Below are 24,863 nucleotides of genomic sequence, written 5' to 3'. Positions count from 1 at the left end.
GGCTCAGAAGTACCAGGGGAAGGGCGACCAGTCGGGGTCACGCTTCTCGAGGAACTGATCGCGCCCCTCGACGGCCTCGTCGGTCATGTACGCCAGCCGCGTCGCCTCGCCGGCGAAGACCTGCTGGCCCATGAGCCCGTCGTCGACGAGGTTGAACGAGAACTTGAGCATCCGCTGGGCCTGAGGCGACTTCGACATGATCTCGCGCGCCACCTGGAGGGCGTCGGACTCGAGCTCGGCGTGCGCGCTGACGATGTTGACCGCGCCCATGCGGTGCATGTCGTCGGCGGTGTAGGTGCGACCGAGGAAGAAGATCTCGCGGGCGAACTTCTGGCCCACCATGCGGGCGAGGTAGGCCGAGCCGTAGCCACCGTCGAAGCTGCCCACGTCGGCGTCGGTCTGCTTGAAGCGGGCGTGCTCGCGCGACGCCATCGTCAGGTCGCAGACGACGTGCAACGAGTGGCCACCACCGGCCGCCCAGCCGTTGACCAGGCAGATGACGACCTTGGGCATCGTGCGGATGAGGCGCTGGACCTCGAGGATGTGGAGCCGTCCGCCCTCGGCCTTGACCCGGAGCTCGTCGACGCCGCCGGCGGACGCGTCGTCGGTGCCCTCCTGGGAGTACTGGTAGCCGGACCGTCCACGGATGCGCTGGTCACCGCCGGAGCAGAACGCCCACTTGCCCTCGCTGCCCGTGCCCGACGGGCCGGGGCCGTTGCCGGTGAGCAGGACGACACCGACGTCCGCGCTGCGACGGGCGTGGTCGAGCGCGCGGTAGAGCTCGTCGACCGTGTGCGGGCGGAACGCGTTGAGCACCTCGGGCCGGTCGAACGCGATGCGGACGGCACCGAGCCCACGGGCCCGGTGGTAGGTGATGTCGGTGAAGTCGAACCCGTCGACCTCGTCCCACGCCGCCGGGTCGAACGTCTCACTCACACCATCGATCGCAGTCACGCGTCGGAGCCTAACGGTGGGCCGTCCGGCGGCGACCCGCAGTCAGCGCTGCCAGTGGCGGTCGGCCGCGTCCTCGGCCTCGACGAGCTCGTCGGGCACGACGACGAAGTGGGTCCGCTCGGCCTCGGTGAGGGTCGCGGGGTCGATCGTGCCGTCGGGGTCGACGACCTCGAGATGGGCCCGCAGGGCGCTCTCGGCGAACTCGTTCCACGTCATGCCCTGGCGCTTGGCGTAGCCGCGGGCCTGCTTGAGGAGGGCGGAGTCGAGGCTGATCGTCGTCTGCATCCCTCCAGAGTAGGTTCGCAGCATGCTTTTGCCCCTCTGCACACGCGGCCGATGACCGGGCCGGCGCTCGACGACGTCCTCGCATCGCTGCGGGTGGTGTCGATCCCGATGCGGGTCCGCTTCCGCGGCGTCACCGAGCGCGAGGTGGCACTCGTCGAGGGGCCGGCCGGGTGGGGCGAGTTCGGGCCGTTCCTCGAGTACGCACCGCCCGAGGCGAGCCGCTGGCTGGCCTCGGCGGTGGAGGCGGCGTGGGTCGGCTGGCCCACTGCGGTCCGCGACACGGTCCCGGTCAACGCCACCGTCCCGGCGGTCGCTCCCGACGCCGTCCCTGGTGTGCTGCAACGCTTCCCGGGATGCACGACCGCCAAGGTCAAGGTCGCCGAACTCGGCCAGTCAGCAGACGACGACGTATGCCGTGTGGCCGCCGTCCGTGACGCCATGGGACCTTCCGCCCGGATCCGGGTCGATGCCAACGGGGCCTGGGACGTCGACGCCGCGGCGGAGGTGCTCGGGAGGCTCACGGCATACGACATCGAGTACGCCGAGCAGCCCTGCGCCACGGTCGAGGAGCTGCGTGACCTGCGAGTCGTGCTGGCGCGCAATGGGATCGACGTCCCGGTGGCCGCGGACGAATCGATCCGCAAGGCCGAGGACCCGATGCGCGTGCGTGACCTCGATGCCGCCGACGTCATCGTCATCAAGGCAGCGCCGCTCGGGGGAGTGCGCCGCGCCCTCGAGATCGTGCAGGAGTGCGGCCTGCCCGCCGTGGTCTCGTCGGCCCTCGACACGAGCGTCGGGATGGCAGCCGGCGTCGCCCTGGCGGCGGCGCTGCCCCGGCTCGACCACGCGTGCGGGCTCGGCACGGTGGCACTGCTCGACGGCGACGTCACCGCCGACTCGCTCACCCCTCTCGACGGTGCACTGCCGGTGCGCCGTGTCACTGCCGACCCCGACCTCCTCGACCGTCACGCCGCCTCGCCCGAGCGGGTCGCCTGGTGGCGTGACAGGGTTGCTGCTGCCTGGGAGCTCACATGATCGACGTCCGCTGGGTCTGGGTCTTCGTCGACACCGTGGAGGCCGACGCCGACCGCTCGTGGGAGTTCTGGAGCACGGTGACGCGCTCGGCTCTCGCCGAACGGCGAGGGCCGCGGCAGGAGTTCTCCACGCTCGTCCCCGAACGGGGCGACGCCTGGGTCAAGCTGCAGCGTGTGGGTGAGGGTGGTGGGGTCCACCTCGACCTCGACGTCGACGTCCCGCTGCCCGAAGCGGCGGCGGAGGCGACACGGCTCGGCGCGACCGAGGTGCACCGCGAGAGCGACTTCGTCATCATGCGCTCGCCGGCCGGCTTCACCTTCTGCCTCACGTCGTGGAGCAACGCCGGCTCGGCATCCACGCAGGTGCGCGAGGGCCAGGCCGACCTCCTCGACCAGGTCTGCATCGACATCCCCTCCGACGACTACTCCCGCGAGGTCGACTTCTGGGAGGCACTCACCGGCTGGCCGAAGCGACCGGGCTCGCTCCCGGAGTTCGTCTCGCTGACGAGACCGAACGGCATACCGCTGCGGTTGCTGCTCCAACGACTCGGTGAGCCGAGCGGGACGGCTCGCGGCCACCTCGACCTCGCCTGCCTCGACCGGGAGGCGACCAGGTCAGGGCACGTCGCCGCCGGTGCCGTCGTCGTCTCCGAGCACGAGTTCTGGACCGTGATGCGGGACCCGGTGGGCCGGGTCCACTGCCTCACCGACCGGCGGCCCTGAGCCCGGGGCCGGGCGCGCGTCACGCCCGACGGCTGGCTGGGCTGGCTGGCCTGGTTGAGCCCGAAGCCCGGACGGCCATCGGTGGCCTGCCCTAGTCTCGCGACCATGGCGTACGACGAGGTGCTGGCGCAGCGGCTCCACGACCTGCTCGACGCCGAACCGGGCCTGTCGACGCGGGCGATGTTCGGCGGCCTGGGGTTCATGCTCGACGGCCACATGGCGGTGGCGGCCGGCAGCGGCGGCTCCCTCATGGTGCGCGTCGACCCTGTCGACGGGGACGCATGGAGCGACGGGACGTCGGTGCGTCCGATGGAGATGCGCGGGCGCACGATGAACGGGTGGCTGCTCGTCGACGGCCCCGAGCTCGCCGACGACGCCCGGCTGCGGCTCTGGGTCGGGCGGGGCGTGGCCTTCGTGCGCAGCCTGCCGCCCAAGGAGTGAGCAGCGACCCCGCGCGGGCACAGGATGGCGGGCTAGCGTCTGCGAAGCGACGGATGGAGGGTCGATGGCGACCAAGGGTCTGAGAGGTCGACGCAGCGCGCTCGAACGTGCGCGCTCCGCGTGGGCGGACCGCCTCGGACCGCGCCCGGTGCCGACCGACGTCGACGACACGATCGTCGACAGCTGGGAACGCAGCGCCGGCCACGTGTCCGAAGGGATGACCGAGGCGCCCATGGCCGACCCCGACCAGACGCGGGCCGAGTTCGAGGACTCGCCGCTCCACGTCGCCGTCGGCAACATCTCGACCGAGCTCCGGCGGGCGGCCGAGGACGGTGACCTCGTCGTCGCCGTGACCGACCGCGACACCCGGATCCTGTGGACCTACGGCGGGCGCGTCATGCGGCGCAAGGCCGAGCGGGTGAACTTCGTGCCCGGCGGCCGGTGGGACGAGGAGAGCGTCGGCACCAACGCGCTCGGCCTCGCGCAGCGCACCGGGCGGACCCAGACGGTCTTCTCGGCCGAGCACTTCGCGCCGATCGTGCACAACTGGGTGTGCTGGGCCGCGCCGGTCCACGACCCGACGACGGGCGAGCAGATTGGCGTGCTCGACCTGTCGACGACGTGGGACCGCACCCACCCCATCGGTGCTGCGACGGCCACCGCGCTCGCGGCCCTGCTCGAGCGCGAGATCCCACGCGGTGGGCCGGTAGGTGCGCCACCACGCCTGGGCAGCGGCCTCACCCTGCGCATCCTCGGCGCTGCCGAGGCCCACCTCGACGGTGCCCGGCTGCTCCTGACCCGGCGCCAGAGCGAGATCCTCGCGCTGCTCGCCCTCCACCCCGCAGGGCTGACCCTCGACGCCCTGCACGCCGCGCTCTACGGCGACGCGCGCGTCTCGCCCTCGACGCTCAAGGCCGAGGTGTCGCACCTGCGGCACGCCCTCGGTGGCCGGCTCTCGTCCCGGCCCTACCGCCTCGACCTGCCGGTGACCTGCGACGCCATCACCGTGACCGAGGCCGTCCGGGCACGCGACGTGCAGCGCGCGGTCGAGCACTACGGCGGTGACCTCGTCCCCGGCACGGAGTCGCCGGAGCTGACGTCGACGGGTGAGTACCTCGCCGTCGCCGTCCGTGAGTCCCTGCTCGCCGACCCGCGCCCGGACGTCGTCGTCCGCTACGCGCGGGCCGTGCCGTGGGACGTCGAGGTCGTGGAGCGCGCGCTCGCCGTTCTCGGCGACCGGCCGCACCCGGCGCGGGCCGAGCTGGTGGCGCAGGCGAGAGCCGGCAACCTCTGACGAGGGTGGTCGCGCGCCCGACGAGCTGGGCCAACCTCTGACCAACCTCCACCGACCTACGGTCCGTCCCAGGTGGTGACGCAGTGGCGCGTCGCCCGTGGACAAGGAGGTCCGGTCATGGTCTTTGCACCCCCGAACGCCGACGGCTCGAAGGTGACGCTCCCGTCGCACCTCGACAACTTCATCGGTGGCAAGTGGGTCCCGGCGCAGGACGGTGAGACGTTCGATGACATCTCACCCGTCGACGGCAAGGCGTTCGTCACGGTCGCGCGCAGCAAGGCGGCCGACATCGACGCCGCCGTGCAGGCCGCGACCGACGCGAAGGACGCCTGGGGTCGCACCTCGACCACGGAGCGCAGCAACATCCTGCTCAAGATCGCCGACCGGCTCGAGTCACACCTCGAGGAGCTCGCCGTCCTCGAGTGCTGGGAGAACGGCAAGCCGGTGCGCGAGACGCTCGCCGCGGACCTGCCGCTGGCGGTCGACCACTTCCGCTACTTCGCCGGCTGCGTGCGCGCCCAGGAGGGCGGCATCTCCGAGATCGACCACGACACGATGGCCTACCACTTCCACGAGCCGCTCGGCGTCGTCGGACAGATCATCCCGTGGAACTTCCCGATCCTCATGGCGACGTGGAAGCTCGCCCCGGCCCTGGCCGCCGGCAACTGCGTCGTCCTCAAGCCGGCCGAGCAGACGCCCGCGTCGATCCTCAAGGTCGTCGAGCTCATCGCGGACCTGCTGCCCGACGGCGTCCTCAACGTCGTCAACGGCTTCGGCGTCGAGGCCGGCAAGCCGCTCGCCTCGCACGACGGCATCAGCAAGATCGCGTTCACCGGCGAGACGACGACCGGGCGCCTCATCATGCAGTACGCCTCGCAGAAGATCATCCCCGTCACCCTCGAGCTCGGCGGCAAGAGCCCCAACGTCTTCTTCGCCGACGTCATGGCGCAGGACGACGCGTTCCTCGACAAGGCCCTCGAGGGCTTCACGATGTTCGCCCTCAACCAGGGCGAGGTCTGCACCTGTCCCTCCCGCGCCCTCGTCCAAGAGTCGGTCTACGACGAGTTCATGGAGAAGGCGATCGCCCGGGTGGAGGCCATCACGGTCGGCAACCCGCTCGACCCGAACGTCATGGTCGGCGCCCAGGCGAGCAACGACCAGTACGAGAAGATCCTCAGCTACCTCGACATCGGCCGCCAGGAGGGTGCCAAGGTCCTCACCGGCGGCAGCAAGCGCACGGTCGACGGTCTCGAGGGCGGCTACTACATCGAGCCGACGGTCTTCGAGGGCGACAACTCGATGCGGATCTTCCAGGAGGAGATCTTCGGGCCGGTCCTGTCGGTCACGAAGTTCACCGACCAGGAGGACGCCCTCCGGATCGCCAACGACACGCTCTACGGCCTCGGTGCGGGAGTCTGGTCGCGCGACACGAACACGGCATACCGGATGGGTCGCGGCATCGAGGCGGGACGCGTCTGGGTCAACTGCTACCACCAGTACCCCGCGCACGCCGCGTTCGGTGGCTACAAGCAGTCGGGCATCGGTCGCGAGAACCACAAGATGATGCTCGACCACTACCAGCAGACGAAGAACCTGCTCGTCAGCTACAGCCCCGACAAGCTCGGCTTCTTCTGAGCCGGCCTGCGATGAACCAGCCATCGGTGGCGACCCGCGTCGAGCTCACGGACCCTGCCGCGCAGCTCCTCGCCCGCCTGGAGCGCATCCACGGTGCGCTGATGTTCCACCAGTCGGGTGGGTGCTGCGACGGGTCGTCACCGATGTGCTTCCCCGTCGGGGACTTCATCACCTCGGATGCCGACGTGCTGCTCGGCACGTTGGCGCCCGAGGGTGTGACGCCCATCGAGTTCTGGATGAGCCGCTCGCAGTACGAGTACTGGAAGCACACCCACCTCACCGTCGACGTCGTGCCCGGGCGCGGCTCGGGCTTCTCGGTCGAGGCGCCCGAGGGTGTGCGCTTCCTCATCCGGAGCCGGCTCATGACGCAGGAGGAGCTCGAGGCGTTCGACCTGCTGTGAGACGGCCTCCTACGCGTATGCCGTCCGCCCACGTCCGGACATAGGCTTCCTCGCGTGCCGCTGCTCCTCGACCTCGAACCGTTGCGGAGCAACACCGACTACCGACGCCTGTATGCCGGCTTCACCCTGTCGAACATCGGCTCCCAGCTCGCGGTCGTCGCCATCGGTCTCCAGGTCTACGACCTCACCCGGTCGACGGCGTCGGTGGGTGTCGTCGGCCTCTGCGCCCTCGTGCCGCTCGTCGTCATGGGGCTGTACGGCGGGACGCTCGTCGACCACTTCGACCGGCGCATCGTCGGGCTCGTCGCCCAGTCGGTCGCGTTCGTCGTCTCGGTGCTCTGCGTGCTGCAGGCCTGGATGGGCAACACGTCGGTGCTCGTGCTCTATGCGCTCGTCGCCGCGTGGAACGCGGCGTTCGCGGTGTCGTCGCCGGCCCGCACGTCGATCTACCCGCGCATCCTGCGGCGCGACCAGCTGCCCGCGGCCAACGCGCTGTCGGTGTTCGCGATGAACGCCTCGATGACGGTCGGGCCGCTCCTCGCCGGCCTGCTCGTCGACTGGGGCGGCTTCCGCGCGGCCTACACCGTGGACGCCGTCATCACGACCGCCGCCCTGTGGGGTCTGGCCCGGTTGCCCTCTCTCCCACCGGAACCCAGCGACTCAGGTGAGGCGACGTCGACGAGGCGAGCGCCCGGCATACGGTCCGTCCTCGACGGCTTCTCGTTCCTCGCGACCCGTCCCAACGTCCGCATGACCTTCATCGCCGACATCTGCGCGATGGTGCTCGCGCAGCCGCGGGTCCTCTTCCCGGCGGCGGGTGCGGTGATCTTCGGCGGGGGCGCGACGACGGTCGGCCTGCTGTCGGCGGCAGCCGCGGTGGGCGGCATCGGGGCGATGTTCTTCTCGGGCCGGCTCGGCTCGGTGATCCACCAGGGCAGGGCGATCCTCATCTCGATCATCGGGTGGGGCGCGGCGATCGCGGGGCTGGGAGCGGCGATGCTCGCGGCCGGCGACGTGCTGACCCGCGGGCAGGCCCTGTGGGTCGGGCTCGTGGCGATGGGCGTGGCGGGTGGGTCGGACTCGGTGAGCGCGGTGTTCCGCACGACGATCCTGCAGTCGGCGACGCCGGACCACCTGCGTGGCCGACTCCAGGGCGTGTTCATCGTCGTCGTCGCGGGTGGGCCACGGCTCGGTGAGCTGCTCGGCGGGTTCGTGGCCGAGAACATCGGCGAAGGGCTGACGGCCGTGGTGGGCGGGTTCGCCTGTGTCGCAGCGATCGTCGTGCTTGCGCGGGTCACACCCGGCTTCCTGCGCTACGACGCGCGCAACCCCACGCCCTGACCTCACCTGCCGCCGAGACGGCTTATCCCTCGGTGGGCGGCTCGATCCAGGTGGAGGTGTAGTCGACGACGCGGGACCCGTCGAGGTCGGAGAGCGAGGCCCCGACGAAGGTCCGTGCCGCGTCCGAGGTCTGCCAGCGGAACCTGTACTCGTCGGCCGTGGCGGCGTCGGCGACCGCGGACCCCGCGTCCTCAGCGCTCTGAGCGTTGGCGAACGACGTCGCAGCGCGGGCGAGGTAGGCGTCGAGCTGCACGGCATACGGTCCCGCCTCGGTGCGTTCGCCGTTGTCGACGAAGTCGCTGCCCACCGCTGCCGGCTCGACGACGCTGACCCACACGCCCACCGATCGGGCGACCGGCGCAAGAGACTGCATGAACCCCTCGACCGCGAACTTCGCGCCGCAGTAGGCGTCGGCGAACGGCTGGCCGACGGCGCCGCCGACGCTGCTCACGGTGAGGATGCGGCCCTCGCCCGCCTCACGCATGAGCGGTAGGGCGGCGCGGGTGAGGTTGACCGGACCGAGGTAGTTGACGTCGAGCTGCGCCTGCAGCTGGTCGTCGGTGAGCTGCTCGGCGGTGCCGACGAGCCCCTGGCCGGCGTTGTTGACGAGGACGTCGAGACGTCCGTGGTCGGCGTGGACCTGCCCCACGACCGCTGCCGCCGAGGCGTGGTCGGTGACGTCGAGCCGGCGGACGTCGAGCGAGACACCGGCCGCATCCGCGGCCTCGCGCAGACGGCCGGCCCGCCCCGTGTCGCGCATCGTCGCGACGACCGTGTGGCCGCGCCGGGCCAGCTCGACGGCGGTGTGCAGGCCGATGCCCGAGGACGTGCCGGTGACGAGTGCGACGGGAGTCATCCCGTCACGCTAGCCCTCCAGGTCGAGGCCGAGCAGGGCGTTCTCCACGACCTCGGCGAGGGCGGGGTGGATCCAGTACTGACCACGCGCGACCTCGCGCGCCGGCTGGCCGAAGGACGCCGCCTGGATGAGCGGCTGGATGAGTGTCGACGCGTGCGGGCCCATGCAGTGGGCGCTGAGGAGGAGGCCGGTGGTCGGGTCGGCGTGGACCGTGAGGATGCCGGTGGTGTCCTCGAGGGCCCATCCGTATGCCGTGTCGCCGAACGACTGGGTGTAGCTCACGTGGGGCGTCCCGGACTCCTCGAGCTCGGCGCGTGTCGGCCCGAACGCCGCGATCTGCGGGTGTTCGAACACGGCGTGCGGGACGAACCGGTGGTCCGCCTCCATCGGCGTGGCTGCCGGGTCGCGGTGGCGACCGGTGTCGACGGCGAGGTTGTGCGCGACGACCCTGGCCTCGTGGTTGGCGACGTGCTTGAGCTGCCACGAGTTCGCGACGTCACCGAGGGCCCAGACGCCGTCTGCGGTGGTGCGCTGCTGCTCGTCGACGACGACCACGCCCCGGTCGTCGAGCTCGATGCCGGCGGCCTCGACGCCGAGCCGTGCGCCGTTGGGGGTGCGGCCGATGGCGACGAGGACGGCGTCGACCTCGACGTCGGTGTCACCGTCGAGGCCCTTGAGCCCGAGGGTCCACGTCCCGGTCGTGTCGGACCGCACCGCCGACGAGACGGTCGTCTCGAGGCGGACGTCGTGGTGACCGCGGGCGAGCTCGGTGTAGCGGCGGGAGATCTCCTCGTCCTCGACGCGCAGCAGCCGGCTTGACCGCTGGATCTGCGTGACCTCGACCCCGAGCGAGCCGAAGACGTGGGCGAACTCGCAGGCCACGAACCCACCTCCGACGATCGCCATCCGCTTCGGCAGCTCGTCGACCCGCATCACCGTGTCGCTCGTGTGGACGCCGCGGGCGGGGTCGACGCGGTCGAGGCCGTCGACGTCGAGCAGGTCGGCGCGCGAGCCGGCCGCGACGACCACGCGGTCGGCCGTGATCTCCTCACCCGTCGACAGCGTGAGGCGACGCTCCCCGACGAAACGGGCGGTCGCGGCATACACGGTCACGTGGTCCTGGCTGCGCCGGTAGCGCTCTCCACCCGAGGCGATCTGGTCGATCCGGTCGGTGAAGATCCGGTCGCGGATGGCCGGCCAGTCGACGGTGACGTCGCGGCTGATATGCACCCCGAGCCGCTCGGCCTCGCGCGACTCGAGCACGCGGTCGGCGGGCAGGACGAGCATCTTGGTCGGGATGCAACCGACGTTGAGGCAGGTGCCGCCGAACGTGCCCTCCTCGACGATCGCGACGTCGAGCCCCTCGAGCTCGGGGGTGAGGAGCGAGTTGCCCGACCCGGTGCCGATGATGATCAGGTCGTGGTGCGTCGCCATGACAGCAGCGTATGCCGGGTGCCCGCGTCCCGTTCGGGGTGCACCTGGGTGCCGATCGCGTCACCCGTGACGCCCTTGGCACTCACCGCCACGTCAGCGAACGGTGGACGAGGTCGCGTCGACCGGATCGAGGTCGGTGAGGTCGCGCATCCGGCCGATGCGGCTGAGCGTGACGACGAGGACGTCGACGATGCCGACGACGGCGAACGCCACGAGCGCCCACCGCGCACCCACCCACGTGGCGAGGACCCCGGCGACGAGCCCACCGACCGGGATGGCGCCCCACGACACGAACCGCACCGTGGCCATGACGCGCGACAGCATCTCGGGCGGGCTGGCCTGCTGCCGGTAGGTGCGGGTGGCCGTGCTGAAGACGACGACTCCGCCGGAGAAGACGACGTTGCCGAGCGCGAAGGCGGCCCACGCCACCCACCCGCTCCCGAGCGGGATGAGCAGCCCGCCGACGAACGACACGACCGAGGCCGCGACACAGGCCCGAGCCGACCCGAGGGCCCGGACGACGCGAGGCGACAGCGCCGCGCCGATCAGGGCGCCCACCCCTTCGGCGGCGAGCAGGAACCCGACGAGGGCGGCAGGGGTGCCGAGGTCGCGCACGAGGTAGAGCGGGAACAGCGCCATTTGCGCACCGCAGACAAAGTTCACCGCGGTGGCCGACCACATGCACGGCGCCATGACCGGGTGCCGGGAAACGAAGCGCCACCCCTCGCCGATCATCTGCCGGATCGGCTGACGGTCGTGCGCGCTCGTGGCTGCGGGGCGGCTCGGCAGCGTCCGCAGGAGCACCGCCGACACCAGATAGCTCACCGCGTCGACGAGGAGCGTCGGGACAGCGCCGAGCAGCTGGATCGCGAGCCCACCGACCGACGGGCCGCCGAGCTGGGTCGTCGCGTAGGTCCCCGACATGAGGCTGTTGCGCTCGTGGAGCTGGTCGCGCGGGACGACGAGCGGGAGGAAGGTCGAGTTCGCCACGTCGAAGACCACGTCCGCGAACCCGACGACGAGCGCCACGACGACGAGCTGGGCGATGGTGAGGTGGCCGGTCCACCACGCGACCGGCACCGAGGCGACGGCGACGGTGCGCGCGAGGTCCATCGTCACCTGCGTCCCACGCAGTGGCAGGCGGGCCACGAGCGCACCGGCGGGCAGGCCGATGACGAGCCACGCGGCATACGCGGCGGCGGCGATGAGTCCCATCTGGAACGGCGTCGCGTCGAGCACGGTGATGGCGGTGAGCGGCAGGGCGATCGACCCCACGGCTGAGCCCAGGTTGCTCGTGGCGCTGGCGCCCCAGTAGGTCCAGAACGAGCGTGCGTTCCCCGTCATCACGCGTGCCTCCGCATCGAGTTAGTTCCAATATGGAACGGACTATACTCACGTCATGCGCCGAGAGGACCTGTCCGACGAGGACTGCGGCATCGCCCAGTCCCTCGGCGTGCTCCGGGACTGGTGGACCTTCCTCATCGTTCGCGACGTCGCCGGCGGGGCCACCCGCTTCGACGCCCTCCAGTCCGGGTTGGGCATCAGCCGCCGCGCGCTCAGCGAGCGCCTCTCCGGGCTCGTCGACGACGGCGTCCTCGATCGGATCGCCTACTCGCAACGCCCTCTCCGCCACGAGTACGTCCTCACGGCCAAGGGTGAGGCGCTCCTGCCGGTCCTCGTCGCACTCCAGGACTGGGGTGCCCGCCACGTTCTCGGTGACGGTTCGGTGAGCGCCGGGATCACGCTCGGGTCGGCCGAGGCGCACCGGGTCGGTGAGCTCGTGGGGCAGTCGGTGCCGCCGATCACGCTGACCGGACACGACGGCATACCGGTCGGCCTGTCCTCCTTGGGCTCGTGGGCGGTCCTCTTCTGTATGCCGGGTGCCTGGGCCCCTGCGGCACAGGGCTACTCGCCCGGTTGGGGGGAGATCCCCGGTGCTGCCGGGTGCACCGTCGAGGCGAAGGCGTATGCCGCGGCGCAGGCCGCGTTCGTCGAGCGCGGCGTCGTGGTGCACGGCGTGAGCACGCAGCGTCCGGACCAGCAGGCGGCGTTCGCCGAGCACGCCGGCCTGCCGTACGTGCTCCTCTCGGACGAGGACCTCCGGCTCGCCGGCTCGCTGCGGCTGCCGACCTTCCGGTCCGGCGGTGTCGACCGGCTCAAGCGGTGCACGTTGGTGCTCGACCCGGCCGGCGTGGTCCGGGCGGTACAGGCTCCGGTGACGGACCCGGCGGCGTCCGCGCTCGAGGTGCTGGACCTCGTGGACGACCTCGTCGTGAGGGCCGGCGCTCGCCCCTGACGCCTGTCCACAGGTGCCGCATCCCGCTGTCGCCGTCCACAGGCTCGGCCGACCGGGTCGACGCGAGAAGCGCTGTCGGACTTGGCTGTTCGCATGGTGGATGCAGCGGATCTCAGACGGCGGGCGGGGCGGTGGCGCGAGGCTGCCGACGTGACGAGACAGGAGTGTGTCGTGCTGCGCCACGTGGGCGAGCTGAGCTGGCGGTCGCCCTCGGCCGCCGAGTTCCGGGCGATCATCGAGGTGCGGCTGCGCGAGCTGCGTGACCTCGCCGAGCGTGAGGACGCCGTCGCCGACCTGCTCGACCGGGTGGCCGACGCCGCGGAGAGGGCGGCGTGAGCGACCTTGACGTCACGGGCGGAGTCGGCGGTGTCGAGGTGGCCGTCGAGGACCTCCGGCGGGCCGCATCCCGACTGCGCGCGACGGCCGACGTGGTGGAGGGTGCGACACCCGAGCGGTGGCGTGCCCCTCCCTGGGGCCTGCCCTCCGTGTCACCCGAGCTCGCCCACCTCGTCGTCCGGGCCCGGCTGGCGGGCGCCGCCGTGTCCGACGCGGTGGGTCACGTCGTGGATCGGTTGCACGGGCTCGCGGACTCGACCGACCGGGCGGCGACGGGCTACGAGCGCGCCGAGGCGACGACCCGTGGGCTGGTGTCAGGGCTGCACGACCAGGCGATGTCGCTCGCGTGGCTGGTGTCCGAGGCGACGGGTCGCGCGTTCGGGCTGCTCGACGAGGGGGAGGGGTGGGACGTCGCGGTGACGCGGGTGGCGGCCCCCGCCTGTGTCCCGGCGCCGGCGTCGACCGACTCCCTGCTGGCCGGTGTCCAGACGTTGGGTGACGCCGACAGTCGCGGCGGGGTCCGGGTCGTCGAGCTCGCGGCGGGCGACGGCACGACGACGTGGGTCGTCCAGGTCCCGGGCACCCACGGCGGCTGGGCCGAGGGCGGCGACGTGCCGATGGACTGGCCGGCCAACGTCTCCCTCATGCTCAGCGCGACGAGCGCCTCCAAGGTGGCGGTCGCTCGAGCACTGGACCTGGCGCAGGCGGGCCGCGCGGGCCCTCGTGACCGGGTCGTCCTCGTCGGCCACAGCCAGGGCGGCATCGTGGCGGCGGCGCTGGCGTCGGACCCGGCGTTCACGCGAAGTCATCGCGTCACCCACGTCGTCACGGCGGGCTCGCCGATCGACGACTTCCCGATCCCCGACGCGACGCAGGTGCTCTCGCTGCAGCACGCGACCGACCCCGTGCACGCCCTCGACGTCTCGCCGCCACCCGACCGCAGCAGCTGGACGACGGTCGAGGCGGCTGCGCCGGTCGGGCTGCGGGCCCACCTCACCGCGGGCGCACATGCCCTCTCCGCCTATCGCGCGACGGCCGCCAGGGTGGACCGGTCCGACGACGTCTCGCTGCGCGACTGGCGTGCGGGCCTGGCACCCGCGCTGGCCCTCGCGCCGGGCGCGCAGCCCGTGGTGCATGAGTTCCGCTCCGAGCGGCGATGGCAGAATCGCGACTCGTGACCCCCAAACTCCTGTTCCGCCGGGTGGCCGTCGCCGAGGCGATCACCTGGGCCCTGCTGCTCGTCGGCATGTTCCTTAAGTACGTCACGGAGACCACCGACCTCGGTGTCCGGATCTTCGGGATGGTGCACGGGGTCGTCTTCATCGCCTACGGGCTCATCGCGATCACCACGTGGGTCAACCAGCGCTGGCAGCTGGGCGTCGGGATGCTCGCTCTCGTGAGCGCCGTCCCACCGTTCGCGACGATCCTCTTCGACCGCCGCATCGAGGCCGCCGGGCTGCTCGAGGGCCCGTGGCGCTTCGGCGCCGGCGGCGAGACCCCCTCCTCGGTCCCCGAGCGGGTCCTCGCCTGGCTCACCCGCAACCCCGGCCTCGCCGCCGTCGTGGGCCTCGTGGCCGTTGCCGGCCTCACCGGGTTCGCCCTCGTCGTCGGCCCGCCCGCCTCGGGCAGCTGATGAACCCCTCCACCGCGCTCGCTCGCGTCCTCGTCGACGAGCTCGTCCGCGGTGGGGTGCGTGACGTCGTCCTCGCCCCCGGTTCGCGTTCCGCGCCCCTCGCGTATGCCGTCCAGCAGGCCGAGCGCGACGGTCGCCTCCGGCTGCACGTGCGGGTGGACGAGCGCACGGCCGGCTTCCTTGCCCTCGGGCTCGCGAAGGGCTCTGGCGCACCGGTTCCCGTCATCACGACGTCGGGCACGGCCGTCGCCAACCTGCACCCCGCGGTACTCGAGGCCCACCACACCGGCGTCCCGCTCGTGGTGCTCTCGGCCGACCGCCCCGCGGAGCTGCGGGGGACGGGCGCCAACCAGACGACCGTCCAGCCCGGCATGTTCGGCCCGGCGGTGCGGTGGTCCGCGGACCTGCCCGCACCGGAGTCGGTCGAGTCCGTGGGCGCCTTCCACCGCTCTTCCGTGTGCCGTGCCCTCGCCGCTGCCCTCGGCGCTCCCGGCAGTGGTGTACCCGCGTCTCACCGCGGCCCCGTCCACCTCAACGTCTCCTTCCGCGACCCCCTCACCCCCGACGACGAGCAACTCATTGCCCGCTTGGGACATCACGATCGGGTCGAAGGCTCTCCGCAGCTGTCCCAACCGGGCACTCAGTTGCAGGGGGTGCATGAAGGGCGGGCCGATGGTCGGCCGTGGGTCGAGGTGACCCGTGACTCCTACGTCGTGGGGCACGGTGGCATCCGTGACGTCCCGCGCACGCTCGTCGTCCTCGGTGACCTCACGCCGTCGCCAGTGAGCTCGCAGCAGGTCCTGCGATGGGCTGCGGGACGTTCGTACCCCGTCATCACCGAACCCTTCGGCGACCACGCCCGGGACGGCGTCGTTCCACACGGACCGCTGCTCCTCACCGACGCAGATTGGCTCGCCCGGCACCTGCCGGAGCGAGTCCTCGTCGTCGGTCGCATCACGCTCTCGCGCGCCGTCGCCGGGCTCCTGCGCAACCCCGCCGTACGCGTCGAGCTGTTCAGCGGCCAGCCCCAGTGGTCGGACCCCGGTCACGTCGCCCATGCCGTCCACCCCCTGGTCCAGCTCCTCACCGGTGCAGAGGCCGAGGGCGACGGAGCGTGGGCGGCGACGTGGGCCGACGACGGGTCGGCGGTCGCCAAGGCCGTATCGGCCTCCCCGGCGCAGTGGGGCACCGGACTGGCGGTCGGCGAGCTCCTCGGCGAGGTCCTGCCCGAGGGCGCCCGGCTCTTCGTCGGCTCCTCGAACCCGGTGCGCGACCTCGACCTCGGCCTCGCTCCGCGCAGCGCGCCGCTCACCGTCGTCGGCAACCGCGGCCTCGCCGGCATCGACGGCTGCCTCTCGACGGCGGTCGGGCTCGCCCTCACCACCGACGCCCCGAGCTACGCGTGGGTCGGCGACCTCACCTTCGTCCACGACTCCAACGCCCTCGCCATCGGTCCCGACGAGCCCCGCCCGGACCTCACGGTCCTCGTGACCAACGACGGCGGCGGCGGCATCTTCCGCACCCTCGAGCACGGCGCCCCCGAGCGGGCCGACGACTTCAGTCGCATCTTCGGCACCCCGACCGGGACGGACCTTGCGGCACTGTGCCGAGCACACGGCATACGCCACGTCCTGGCCGAGACCCGCGACGCGGCAGCCGAGGCGCTGTCCGCGGCCACCGAGGGGATCACCGTCGTGGAGGTGCCGGTCGACCCCGAGTCCCACCGCAGCGCGCACGAGCGGCTGCGGCAGGTCGCGCACGAGGCGCTCGCGATTTCGGGCTGAGCCGACCGCTTGAGACAATGAGCCAGTGACCACGACCCCGCAGCGCACCGATCTCCTCGTCGTCGGAGCCGGCCCGGCCGGATCGGCCGCGGCGGCCTGGGCGGCACGCGCCGGGCGTGACGTGGTCCTCGCCGACGCCGCGGTCTTCCCGCGCGACAAGACATGCGGTGACGGCCTCACCCCGCGCGCGATCGCCGAGCTCCAGCGGCTCGGCCTCGACGACTGGGTCCGCGCGCACACGGTCAACCACGGGCTGCGGGCGCACGGCTTCGGCCAGGTGCTCGAGCTGCGCTGGCCGGGTGGGTCGCTGCCCGACTACGGCTCGGCCGTCGCGCGCACCGAGCTCGACGACCACCTCCGCACCACCGCGCTCAAGGCGGGCGCCGTCGGCGTCGAGGGTGCCAAGGCCGTCGACGCCCGCGTCGAGGGTGGCCGCGTCCGCGGAGTGACCTTCCAGCGCGACGGCGAGACCTTCGAGATCGAGTGCGAACGGCTCGTCGTCGCCGACGGTGTGCGCTCCGGGCTCGGCAAGGTCCTCGGCCGCGAGTGGCACAAGGACACCGTCTATGCCGTCGCCGGCCGGTGCTACGTCGACTCCACCCAGTCGGACGACCCGTGGATCAGCAGCCACCTCGAGCTGCGCGGCGAGCAGAACGAGATCCTCTCCGGCTACGGCTGGATCTTCCCGCTCGGCGGCGGTCAGGTGAACGTCGGCGCCGGCACCCTCGCCACGACGAAGCGCCCGGCCGAGGTGGCGATCAAGCCGCTCATGGCGCGCTACGTCGAGGAGTGCCGCGACGGCTTCGAGCTCCAGGGGCAGGCGCGGATGGCGACGAGTGCCCTGCTGCCCATGGGTGGTGCGGTGAGCGGTGTCGCCGGCGCCAACTGGGCGCTCATCGGCGATGCCGCCGCCTGTATCAACCCGCTCAACGGCGAGGGCATCGACTACGGCCTCGAGACCGGACGGCTCGTCGTCGACCTGCTGGACACCGACCTCTCGGTGACCTGGCCGGCGCTGCTCAAGGAGCACTACGGCGAGGCGTTCTCGATCGCCCGTCGACTCGCCGGTGTTGTCACCGTGCCGCGCATCCTGCCCGCCCTCGGCCCGGCCGGCATGCGCTCGGACTGGCTCATGACGCTCGCGCTGCGCTGGATGGGCAACCTCGTCACCGACGAGGACGCCGACCGGGCGGCCCGCGTGTGGCGTTGGGCCGGTCGCCGCTCGATCGCGCTCGACCACCGCCCGCCCTTTACCTGATGGGTGAGGCGGCGTCGGGTCGTCGCGTGATGTTGCGTGGGTCCGGCTACCTGACCCTGGTCGTCGTCATCCTCACGATCTTCCTGGCCGCCGGGATTATGGGGTTCCTCGACCCTGCGATGGATGCCTCGTCCGATCCCGACTGGATGTTCTGGGTGTGGTCGGCAGCGAACGTGGGGTTGTTGGCCCGAGCGCCCTTCGTCGGACTCCTCATCGAGCAGGACAGGGTGGTGCGCCGAGGATGGTGGCGCAGCTGGACCTACGCCGCGTCCGACGTGGTCGCGGTGAGGGCGCGGGGGTACTCGGGCAACCTCAGCCGGGGCTCGGAGTCACGGCGTTTCACGATGCTCAGGTTGAAGCGAGCCAACGGAGCCACGGTCGAGGTCCCGGAGGTGACCGGCGGTGCCAGGTCGACACGGTGGCGCGTGGCGACTGCCAGACGCGCCCTGGGGCTCACCGACGGCTGACCGGGCCGAGGGCCGTGCCCGGTCAGCGGCTGGGACGGGCACCGCGCGCGGCAAACGGGGGCGGACGGCATACGGGTCGTGCTCAGGAACGGCGAGCGGGCGGGCATTGCCGCGCACCGTGCCCGGTCAGCGGGCGAGGGCGTCGCGGACGCCGGGCTCGGGTTCGCCGAGCACAGGGTCGCGGCGGCTCACGACGTCGGCCACGGCCTTGAGGTTGGCGACCTTCTCCCGGGCCCACCCGACCTGCCAGTCGCGGGGGAAACGGTCGCGCACCGAGACGTCACCGACGCCCTGTGTCGTCATGCCCGCCGCACGGCACAGCGCCACCGCCCGCCCGACGTGGTACTCCTGCGACACGACGGTCACCTCGTCGACGCCGAAGATCCGGTGGGCGCGCTGGCACGAGTCGTAGGTGTCGCGCCCGGCGAAGTCGAGGACCACCGCCTCCGTCGGCACTCCTGCTGTCACGAGGTAGTCGCGCATCGCCGTCGGCTCGTCGTAGGCATGGGTGCGGTTGTCGCCGGACACGAGGAGCACCCGCACCTTGCCCGCCCGGTAGAGCTCGACTCCGGCGTCGAGCCGCGCCTTGAGGTAGGGGGAGGGGGCCCCGGAGCCGTCGATCCCGGCACCGAGGACGAGGGCCACGGGGGTCGTCGGCGCCTCCGCGGCGGAGTGCACGCGTCCCGCCGAGGCCACCGAGACCCACAGCCAGGGCCCGAGCACCGCGACGAGCCCGAGGACGCGGGCACGCTGACCACCCGGACCCAGCGTCGCCCCCACATCCTCTTCACCGAAGCAGTGTGTCGCACCGGATGTGCCCGACGTGGGAGGAAGCGGTGAAGGTCCTGCGCCGACGTGTCAGGGGCGGGCCGCGGTGAGGGCGTCGCGCATCGGGATGAGCTTGGCGTCCGACTCGGCCACCTCGGCCTCGGGCACCGAGCCGGCGACGATGCCGCAGCCGGCATACAGCGACATCCGCCGTGGGTCCTCGCCCGAGACATCGCCGGACCGGAGCGCGATGCCCCACTCGCCGTCGCCGCTCGCGTCCATCCAGCCCACCGGTCCGGCGTAGCGACCGCGGTCCATGTGCTCGAGCTCGGAGATCAAGGCATCCGCCACAGAGGTCGGCGTACCGCACACCGCAGCGCTCGGGTGGAGCGACGCGGCGAGCGCCAGCGACGACGTCGCGTCGGTGAGGACGCCGGCCACGTCGGTCGCGAGGTGCATGACGTTGGACAGGTGCAGGACGAACGGCGCCTCGGGCACGTTCATCGAGGAGCAGTGCGGGGCAAGGGCGTCGGCGACGGAGCGCACGGCGTACTCGTGCTCCTCGAGGTCCTTGGACGACCGCGCCAGCGAGGCGGCCAGGGCGAGGTCGTGCTCGTCGTCCCCCGTGCGCCGGATCGTCCCGGCGAGCACGCGCGAGGTGACGAGCCCCTTCTCGCGACGCACGAGCATCTCGGGCGTCGCGCCGACGAGCCCGTCGACGGCGAACACCCACGTGGACTCGTAGCTCTCGGCGAGCCGCGACAGCAGCCACCGCACGTCGACCGGCGCGGCGGTGCGGACGTCGAGGTCACGGGCGAGGACGACCTTGTCGAGGTCGCCCCGCTGGATCCGGGTCACGGCCTCGGCGACCGCGCCGGCCCACTCGGTCGGCGACAGCGAGCCGTCGGCGAAGGCCACGTCGCCGGGCGCCTCCACGTCGTCGTGGACGATCGGGTCCACGCTCGGGGGCAGCGCGTCGGTCGTGGTCGTCGTCGTCACCCACCACTGGTCGCCGCGTCGGCCGATGACGACCGAGGGCACGACGAGCGTTGCGCCGGAAGGTGAGTCGGCGGCATACGAGATCGCGCCGAAGGCGACGGGCCCGGTGCCGGGCAGGTCGACCTCGTCACGGACGACGGCCGACCCCGAGACCTGCTGCCACCACGACTCGAGCGCGGCGAACCGCGACTCGCCGTGAGCGGTCAGCGACGCCGCCCGGCCCCAGCCGACGAGGCCCTCACCGCGGCGCACCCACGAGGTCGTGTCGCGGGCGTCCGTCGCGGGCAGGAGCGACAGCAGGGCCGTGCCGTCCGCGGGGGACAGGGCGACGGTTCGCGTGACCAGAGGCGCGAGGGGTGCAGTGTCCGGGTCGGACGTGGGCAGGGTCGTCATCACCGGTGAGCGTAACCCCGCCCCCGTCGGAGTCCCGCACCGGAGCAGTCGCCGCGCGGTGAGAGGATGACGCCATGAGCCGCGCCTCCCTCGACAAGCAACCGCGCGACGTCGCCGCGATGTTCGACGACGTCGCCGAGAGGTACGACGTCACCAACGACGTGCTGTCCCTCGGCCAGGACCGGCTGTGGCGACGCGCCGTCCTCAAGGCCGTGGACGCCAGGCCGGGGGAGCGGGTCCTCGACATCGCCGCCGGCACCGGCACGTCGAGCGAGCCGTTCGCCGACAACGGCGTCCACGTCGTGCCCGCCGACTTCTCGCTCGGCATGCTCCGCGTGGGCAAGAAGCGGCGTGACGACCTCGGCTTCACCGCCGCCGACGCGATGCGCCTCCCGTTCGCCGACGCGAGCTTCGACGCGGTGACGATGTCGTTCGGGCTGCGCAACGTCGCAGACATCGACGCCGCCCTGCGCGAGTTCGCCCGCGTCACCAAGCCCGGTGGGCGCCTCGTCGTCTGCGAGTTCAGCCAGCCGGTCAACGGCGCCTTCCGCAAGGTCTACAGCGAGTACCTCATGGAGGCGCTCCCGCGCGTGGCCCGCAGGGTGAGTTCCAACCCCGAGTCCTACGTCTACCTCGCCGAGTCGATCCAGGCGTGGCCCGACCAGCGCGCGCTCGCGACCCGCGTCGCCGCTGCCGGCTGGGGCGAGGTCGAATGGCGCAACCTCAGTGGGGGCATCGTCGCCCTGCACCGCGCGGTCAAGTCCGCCTGAGCCCTCGGACGCAAGCCAACTTAGGGTCGCCTGAGTGACCCGCCGGAAATCGGCTGCATAGAGTGGTCGGACGTTCGTGAAGGCTTTCACAAGCAAGGTGTGTCGTTGAGTTTCGTGCCAGATGCCGCAGGCGTCGTCGTCATCGGAGCCGGCCCGGCCGGTTCCGCTGCTGCGGCACACCTGAGCGCAGCCGGCCACGACGTCCTCGTCCTCGAGCGCATGCCCGATGCCGCCGAGCTCACGGCACACGACGCCGTTCTCGACCGTGCGCTGGGAGGGCACCGGACGCTGCGACGGGCCGCCGCGCGACTGGCCGACCGCCCACTCGTGACGCGCCTCGCGTCGACGTGGGCGCTCCCGCACGAGCCGGTCATGAAGGTCGCCCTCTCCCGCATCAGCGCGCCCACCCCTGCCCAAGTTGAGACCTGTGTCACGCCCTCTACGATGGGGCGCGTGACCCGAGCCGCCGCACACCCTGGCACCGAAAGGGGAGTTGACCAGCGATGAGCAACCCCTACGTCCCGATCCTCTTCCTCCTGGCTCTCGGCTTCGTCTTCGCCGCCGGCTCGGTGTTCACCAGCCTCGTGGTCGGACCCAAGCGCTACAACCGCGCCAAGTCCGAGCCCTACGAGTGCGGCATCCAGCCGTCGCCGCGCGCCGAGGGTGGCGGTCGCGTGCCGATCAAGTACTTCCTCACCGCGATGCTCTTCATCATCTTCGACATCGAGTCGGTGTTCCTCTACCCGTTCGCCGTCGCCTTCGACCAGCTCGGGCTCTTCGCGCTCGTCGAGATGGTCATGTTCATCATCACCGTGTTCGTCGCCTACGCCTACGTGTGGAAGCGCGGCGGTCTGGAGTGGGACTGATGTGTATGCCGTGTGCCCCCGACGCGCTCGCGCGCGCCACTGCTCTGCCTGACCCGACCGGAAGGGGTCTCTGATGGGACTCGAGGAGAAGCTGCCCGCAGGCTTCGTGCTCACGACGCTCGAGAGCGTCGTCGGCTACATGCGCAAGGCCTCGATCTGGCCGGCGACGTTCGGTCTCGCGTGCTGCGCCATCGAGATGATGGCCGTCGGCACGCCGGACTACGACATCGCCCGCTTCGGCATGGAGCGCTTCTCGGCGACCCCGCGCCAGGCCGACCTCATGATCGTGGCCGGACGCGTGTCCAACAAGATGGCCCCGGTCGTCCGTCAGGTCTACGACCAGATGCCCAACCCCAAGTGGGTCATCTCGATGGGTGTCTGCGCGAGCTCCGGCGGCATGTTCAACAACTACGCCATCGTCCAGGGCGTCGACCACATCATCCCGGTCGACATCTACCTGCCGGGCTGCCCCCCGCGCCCCGAGATGCTGCTCAACGCGATCATCGAGCTGCACGACCAGATCCAGAGCTCCAAGCTCGGCGTCAACCGGGTCGCCGCCGCACGGGCCGCCGAGGAGGCCGCCCTGCGCGCCGTCCCGACGTCGCTCATGCCGCCGACCCACGACCACGGCGCCCTCACGGCGACGCCCGGGAGGAACCTCCTCGCATGAGCGACACCACGCCCCCCGCCGACCCCAAGGCGACTCCTCCCGAGCCCGTCACCGGGTCCGAGGACCTGCACGCGACCGACGTCGACCTCACCGAGGCCAACGCCTACGGCGACACCGCGCCCGTCCGCATCGGCGAACGCCGCGGCATGTTCGGCCCGACCCGGGGCAGCGACACCACCGGCTACGGCGGCCTGCGCACCCCGATCCTCTTCCCCGGCTCCGCCGAGAAGCCCTACGGCGGCTACTTCGACGAGCTCACCACGGCGCTCGAGCAGGCGCTCGGCGAGACCGGTGACACGGCATACGGCTCGGCCATCGAGCGCGTCGTCGTCGACCGCGGCGAGCTCACCCTGCACGTCGCCCGGCAGGCGCTGCCGGCCGTGGCCCGGGCGCTGCGCGACGACCCCGCCCTGCGCTTCGAGATCTGCACCGGTGTGTCCGGCGTGCACTTCCCGGGCGAGGTCGGCCGCGAGCTGCACGCGGTCTATCACCTGCTCTCCATCACCCACAACCGTCGCGTCCGTCTCGAGGTGAGCGCGCCGGACTCCGACGCGACCATCCCGTCGGTCGTCGACACCTGGCCCGCTGCCGACTGGCACGAGCGCGAGACGTGGGACATGTTCGGGATCGTCTTCGTGGGCCACCCGGCCCTGACGCGGATCCTCATGCCCGACGACTGGCCGGGCCACCCCCAGCGCAAGGACTATCCCCTGGGTGGAATCCCGGTGGAGTACAAGGGCGGCACCGTCCCGCCGCCCGACGAGCGGAGGTCGTACAACTGATGTCGACTCACGAAGAGACCGTCTACGAGGACAGCCCGGGCCTGGACCCGGAGCTCGGCACCGACGGCACGAGCGACCCCTACGCCACGACCGACGCCGACCGCGAGGACGGCGCCCGGGTCTTCAACGCCTCCGGTGGTGACTGGGGCGACCTCGTCGACGAGGCGACCGCGCTCCACGAGGAGCGGATCGTCGTCAACATGGGTCCGCAGCACCCGTCGACGCACGGCGTGCTCCGCCTCATCCTCGAGCTCGACGGCGAGACGGTGACCGAGGCCCGTGCGGGCATCGGCTACCTCCACACCGGTATCGAGAAGAACATGGAGTACCGCAGCTGGGTGCAGGGCGTGACGTTCTGCACGCGCATGGACTACCTCACCCCGATGTTCCAGGAGGCGACCTACTGCCTCGGCATCGAGCGCCTCCTCGGCATCGAGGACAAGATCCCCGAGCGGGCGAGCATCATCCGCGTCCTCATGATGGAGCTCACCCGGATCAACTCCCACCTCGTGTGCCTCGGCACCGGTGGCATGGAGCTCGGTGCGACGACCGTCATGACCGTCGGCTTCCGCGAGCGCGAGCGCATCCTGCGGATCTTCGAGACGGTCACCGGCCTGCGCATGAACAACGCCTACATCCGTCCCGGCGGTGTGGCGCAGGACCTCCCGCACGGCTGCCTGGACCAGATCAGCGACACGGTCCCCGAGCTGCGCGACGGCCTGCACGAGCTCGAGCTCCTGCTCAACGAGAACCCCATCCTCAAGGGCCGCACCAAGGAGGTCGGCTACCTCGACCTCGCCGGCTGCATGGCGCTCGGCATCACCGGCCCGATCCTGCGCTCGACCGGCCTGCCGCACGACCTGCGCAAGAGCCAGCCCTACTGCGGCTACGAGACCTACGACTTCGAGGTCATCACCCGCACCGGCGCCGACGCCTACGACCGGATCCGGATCCGCCTCGACGAGATGTACGAGTCGCTCAAGATCATCGAGCAGTGCGTGGCGCGCCTCAAGAAGGTCACCGGCCCGGTCATGGTCGAGGACAAGAAGATCGCGTGGCCGGCCCAGCTCTCCGTCGGCAGCGACGGCCAGGGCAACAGCCTCGACCACATCCGCGAGATCATGGGCACCTCGATGGAGTCGCTCATCCACCACTTCAAGCTCGTCACCGAGGGCTTCCGCGTGCCGGCCGGCCAGGCCTACGTGCCGATCGAGTCGCCCAAGGGCGAGCTCGGTGCCCACGTCGTCTCCGACGGTGGGACGCGGCCGTTCCGGGCGCACTTCCGGGACCCGAGCTTCAACAACCTGCAGGCCGTGGCCGCGCTGTCCGAGGGCGGCCAGGTCGCCGACGTCATCGTCGCCGTCGCCAGCATCGACCCCGTCATGGGAGGCGTGGACCGTTGAGCGCGACAGGGTGTGAGCACACGAGCGAGCGCCAGCGAGT

Annotated in this window: 27 protein-coding genes; 20 read left to right on the top strand and 7 right to left on the bottom strand. The window is 71.7% G+C overall.

The features are described 5' to 3' along the window. Positions 1–3: 3 nt before the first annotated feature. Both ACSQ11_RS02040 and ACSQ11_RS02035 read right to left on the bottom strand, forming a co-directional pair. The gene (locus ACSQ11_RS02040) at positions 4–954 is read right to left on the bottom strand and encodes a 1,4-dihydroxy-2-naphthoyl-CoA synthase (RefSeq protein WP_436002560.1); all 951 of its coding nucleotides are present in this window, start codon (positions 952–954) and stop codon (positions 4–6) included. Between the two features lie 42 nt (positions 955–996). Then, a complete protein-coding gene (locus ACSQ11_RS02035; RefSeq protein ID WP_436002558.1) occupies positions 997–1,239 on the bottom strand; it encodes a hypothetical protein in 243 nt (80 codons plus the stop codon). A 51-nt stretch (positions 1,240–1,290) separates the two neighbouring features. Here ACSQ11_RS02035 and ACSQ11_RS02030 point away from each other — a divergent pair, with 51 nt between their 5' ends. The 7 genes from ACSQ11_RS02030 (at position 1,291) to ACSQ11_RS02000 (ending at position 8,108) form a co-directional block, all read left to right on the top strand. Then, positions 1,291–2,274 (top strand): o-succinylbenzoate synthase, encoded by a 984-nt coding sequence (locus tag ACSQ11_RS02030; protein ID WP_436002556.1) that lies wholly within the window; start codon positions 1,291–1,293, stop codon positions 2,272–2,274. Continuing rightward, the gene (locus tag ACSQ11_RS02025) at positions 2,271–2,996 is read left to right on the top strand and encodes a VOC family protein (RefSeq protein ID WP_436002554.1); all 726 of its coding nucleotides are present in this window, start codon (positions 2,271–2,273) and stop codon (positions 2,994–2,996) included. The genes ACSQ11_RS02030 and ACSQ11_RS02025 overlap by 4 nt, the downstream gene beginning before the upstream one ends. 105 nt (positions 2,997–3,101) lie before the next feature. Further along, on the top strand, positions 3,102–3,437 hold the full coding sequence (locus ACSQ11_RS02020) for a TfoX/Sxy family protein (RefSeq protein ID WP_436002552.1): 336 nt from the start codon (positions 3,102–3,104) through the stop codon (positions 3,435–3,437). 64 nt (positions 3,438–3,501) lie between these two features. Then, positions 3,502–4,731 (top strand): transcriptional regulator, encoded by a 1,230-nt coding sequence (locus ACSQ11_RS02015; RefSeq protein WP_436002550.1) that lies wholly within the window; start codon positions 3,502–3,504, stop codon positions 4,729–4,731. 117 nt (positions 4,732–4,848) lie between these two features. Continuing rightward, on the top strand, positions 4,849–6,366 hold the full coding sequence (gene exaC, locus ACSQ11_RS02010) for an acetaldehyde dehydrogenase ExaC (RefSeq protein ID WP_436002548.1): 1,518 nt from the start codon (positions 4,849–4,851) through the stop codon (positions 6,364–6,366). 11 nt (positions 6,367–6,377) lie between these two features. Beyond that, positions 6,378–6,767 (top strand): DUF779 domain-containing protein, encoded by a 390-nt coding sequence (locus tag ACSQ11_RS02005; RefSeq protein ID WP_436002546.1) that lies wholly within the window; start codon positions 6,378–6,380, stop codon positions 6,765–6,767. 54 nt (positions 6,768–6,821) lie between these two features. After that, positions 6,822–8,108, top strand: coding sequence for an MFS transporter (locus tag ACSQ11_RS02000; protein WP_436002544.1), 1,287 nt, complete (start codon positions 6,822–6,824; stop codon positions 8,106–8,108). A 22-nt stretch (positions 8,109–8,130) separates the two neighbouring features. Here the strand turns inward: ACSQ11_RS02000 and ACSQ11_RS01995 are convergent, their stop codons facing one another. The 3 genes from ACSQ11_RS01995 to ACSQ11_RS01985 all read right to left on the bottom strand — a co-directional run bounded on the left by ACSQ11_RS01995 (position 8,131) and on the right by ACSQ11_RS01985 (position 11,742). After that, entirely contained in the window at positions 8,131–8,964 is an 834-nt protein-coding gene (locus ACSQ11_RS01995; RefSeq protein ID WP_436002542.1) for an SDR family oxidoreductase, read from the bottom strand. 9 nt (positions 8,965–8,973) lie between these two features. Then, positions 8,974–10,398 (bottom strand): mycothione reductase, encoded by a 1,425-nt coding sequence (locus ACSQ11_RS01990; protein ID WP_436002540.1) that lies wholly within the window; start codon positions 10,396–10,398, stop codon positions 8,974–8,976. Positions 10,399–10,491: 93 nt separating this feature from the next. Then, entirely contained in the window at positions 10,492–11,742 is a 1,251-nt protein-coding gene (locus ACSQ11_RS01985) for an MFS transporter (RefSeq protein WP_436002538.1), read from the bottom strand. 55 nt (positions 11,743–11,797) lie between these two features. Here ACSQ11_RS01985 and ACSQ11_RS01980 point away from each other — a divergent pair, with 55 nt between their 5' ends. The 7 genes from ACSQ11_RS01980 to ACSQ11_RS01950 all read left to right on the top strand — a co-directional run bounded on the left by ACSQ11_RS01980 (position 11,798) and on the right by ACSQ11_RS01950 (position 18,172). Next, positions 11,798–12,694 (top strand): winged helix-turn-helix transcriptional regulator, encoded by an 897-nt coding sequence (locus tag ACSQ11_RS01980; RefSeq protein WP_436002536.1) that lies wholly within the window; start codon positions 11,798–11,800, stop codon positions 12,692–12,694. 150 nt (positions 12,695–12,844) lie between these two features. Further along, on the top strand, positions 12,845–13,030 hold the full coding sequence (locus tag ACSQ11_RS01975; RefSeq protein ID WP_436002534.1) for a hypothetical protein: 186 nt from the start codon (positions 12,845–12,847) through the stop codon (positions 13,028–13,030). Then, the gene (locus tag ACSQ11_RS01970) at positions 13,027–14,208 is read left to right on the top strand and encodes an alpha/beta fold hydrolase (protein WP_436002532.1); all 1,182 of its coding nucleotides are present in this window, start codon (positions 13,027–13,029) and stop codon (positions 14,206–14,208) included. The genes ACSQ11_RS01975 and ACSQ11_RS01970 overlap by 4 nt, the downstream gene beginning before the upstream one ends. Continuing rightward, positions 14,205–14,663 carry a DUF3817 domain-containing protein gene (locus ACSQ11_RS01965; protein WP_436002530.1) on the top strand — a complete coding sequence of 153 codons (459 nt, stop codon included), beginning with the start codon at positions 14,205–14,207 and terminating at the stop codon, positions 14,661–14,663. The genes ACSQ11_RS01970 and ACSQ11_RS01965 overlap by 4 nt, the downstream gene beginning before the upstream one ends. Beyond that, positions 14,663–16,447, top strand: a complete 1,785-nt coding sequence (gene menD / locus ACSQ11_RS01960) for a 2-succinyl-5-enolpyruvyl-6-hydroxy-3-cyclohexene-1-carboxylic-acid synthase (RefSeq protein ID WP_436002528.1) — start codon at positions 14,663–14,665, stop codon at positions 16,445–16,447. Before ACSQ11_RS01965 ends, menD begins: the two co-directional genes overlap by 1 nt. A gap of 25 nt (positions 16,448–16,472) precedes the next feature. Next, positions 16,473–17,705, top strand: coding sequence for a geranylgeranyl reductase family protein (locus ACSQ11_RS01955; RefSeq protein WP_436002526.1), 1,233 nt, complete (start codon positions 16,473–16,475; stop codon positions 17,703–17,705). Next, on the top strand, positions 17,705–18,172 hold the full coding sequence (locus ACSQ11_RS01950; RefSeq protein ID WP_436002524.1) for a hypothetical protein: 468 nt from the start codon (positions 17,705–17,707) through the stop codon (positions 18,170–18,172). Before ACSQ11_RS01955 ends, ACSQ11_RS01950 begins: the two co-directional genes overlap by 1 nt. Positions 18,173–18,298: 126 nt before the next feature. On the opposite strand, the gene ACSQ11_RS01945 is transcribed toward ACSQ11_RS01950, so the two are convergent. Next, positions 18,299–18,952: a SanA/YdcF family protein gene (locus tag ACSQ11_RS01945; RefSeq protein WP_436002522.1), complete on the bottom strand. Its 654-nt coding sequence runs from the start codon at positions 18,950–18,952 to the stop codon at positions 18,299–18,301. A 78-nt stretch (positions 18,953–19,030) separates the two neighbouring features. After that, positions 19,031–20,332, bottom strand: coding sequence for an isochorismate synthase (locus tag ACSQ11_RS01940; protein WP_436002520.1), 1,302 nt, complete (start codon positions 20,330–20,332; stop codon positions 19,031–19,033). 74 nt (positions 20,333–20,406) lie between these two features. Between ACSQ11_RS01940 and ACSQ11_RS01935 the strand changes: the two genes are divergently transcribed. The 6 genes from ACSQ11_RS01935 (at position 20,407) to ACSQ11_RS01910 (ending at position 24,823) form a co-directional block, all read left to right on the top strand. After that, the gene (locus tag ACSQ11_RS01935; protein ID WP_436002518.1) at positions 20,407–21,102 is read left to right on the top strand and encodes a demethylmenaquinone methyltransferase; all 696 of its coding nucleotides are present in this window, start codon (positions 20,407–20,409) and stop codon (positions 21,100–21,102) included. Positions 21,103–21,216: 114 nt separating this feature from the next. Further along, the gene (locus ACSQ11_RS01930) at positions 21,217–21,609 is read left to right on the top strand and encodes an FAD-dependent oxidoreductase (protein WP_436006676.1); all 393 of its coding nucleotides are present in this window, start codon (positions 21,217–21,219) and stop codon (positions 21,607–21,609) included. Next, entirely contained in the window at positions 21,606–21,968 is a 363-nt protein-coding gene (locus ACSQ11_RS01925; RefSeq protein WP_147064531.1) for an NADH-quinone oxidoreductase subunit A, read from the top strand. Before ACSQ11_RS01930 ends, ACSQ11_RS01925 begins: the two co-directional genes overlap by 4 nt. Before the next feature lie 73 nt (positions 21,969–22,041). After that, the gene (locus tag ACSQ11_RS01920) at positions 22,042–22,638 is read left to right on the top strand and encodes a NuoB/complex I 20 kDa subunit family protein (RefSeq protein WP_436002516.1); all 597 of its coding nucleotides are present in this window, start codon (positions 22,042–22,044) and stop codon (positions 22,636–22,638) included. After that, complete coding sequence (locus ACSQ11_RS01915; RefSeq protein ID WP_436002514.1) at positions 22,635–23,420, top strand: NADH-quinone oxidoreductase subunit C; 786 nt, start codon at positions 22,635–22,637, stop codon at positions 23,418–23,420. Before ACSQ11_RS01920 ends, ACSQ11_RS01915 begins: the two co-directional genes overlap by 4 nt. Then, entirely contained in the window at positions 23,420–24,823 is a 1,404-nt protein-coding gene (locus tag ACSQ11_RS01910) for an NADH-quinone oxidoreductase subunit D (RefSeq protein ID WP_436002512.1), read from the top strand. Before ACSQ11_RS01915 ends, ACSQ11_RS01910 begins: the two co-directional genes overlap by 1 nt. Positions 24,824–24,863: the final 40 nt, after the last annotated feature.

Origin of the sequence: Knoellia sp. LjRoot47, from assembly GCF_964253435.1 — a bacterium.
Lineage (GTDB): Bacteria > Actinomycetota > Actinomycetes > Actinomycetales > Dermatophilaceae > Knoellia.
The sequence above is the reverse complement of the archived record's forward strand: the minus strand, read 5'-3'. Positions and strand labels throughout refer to the sequence as shown.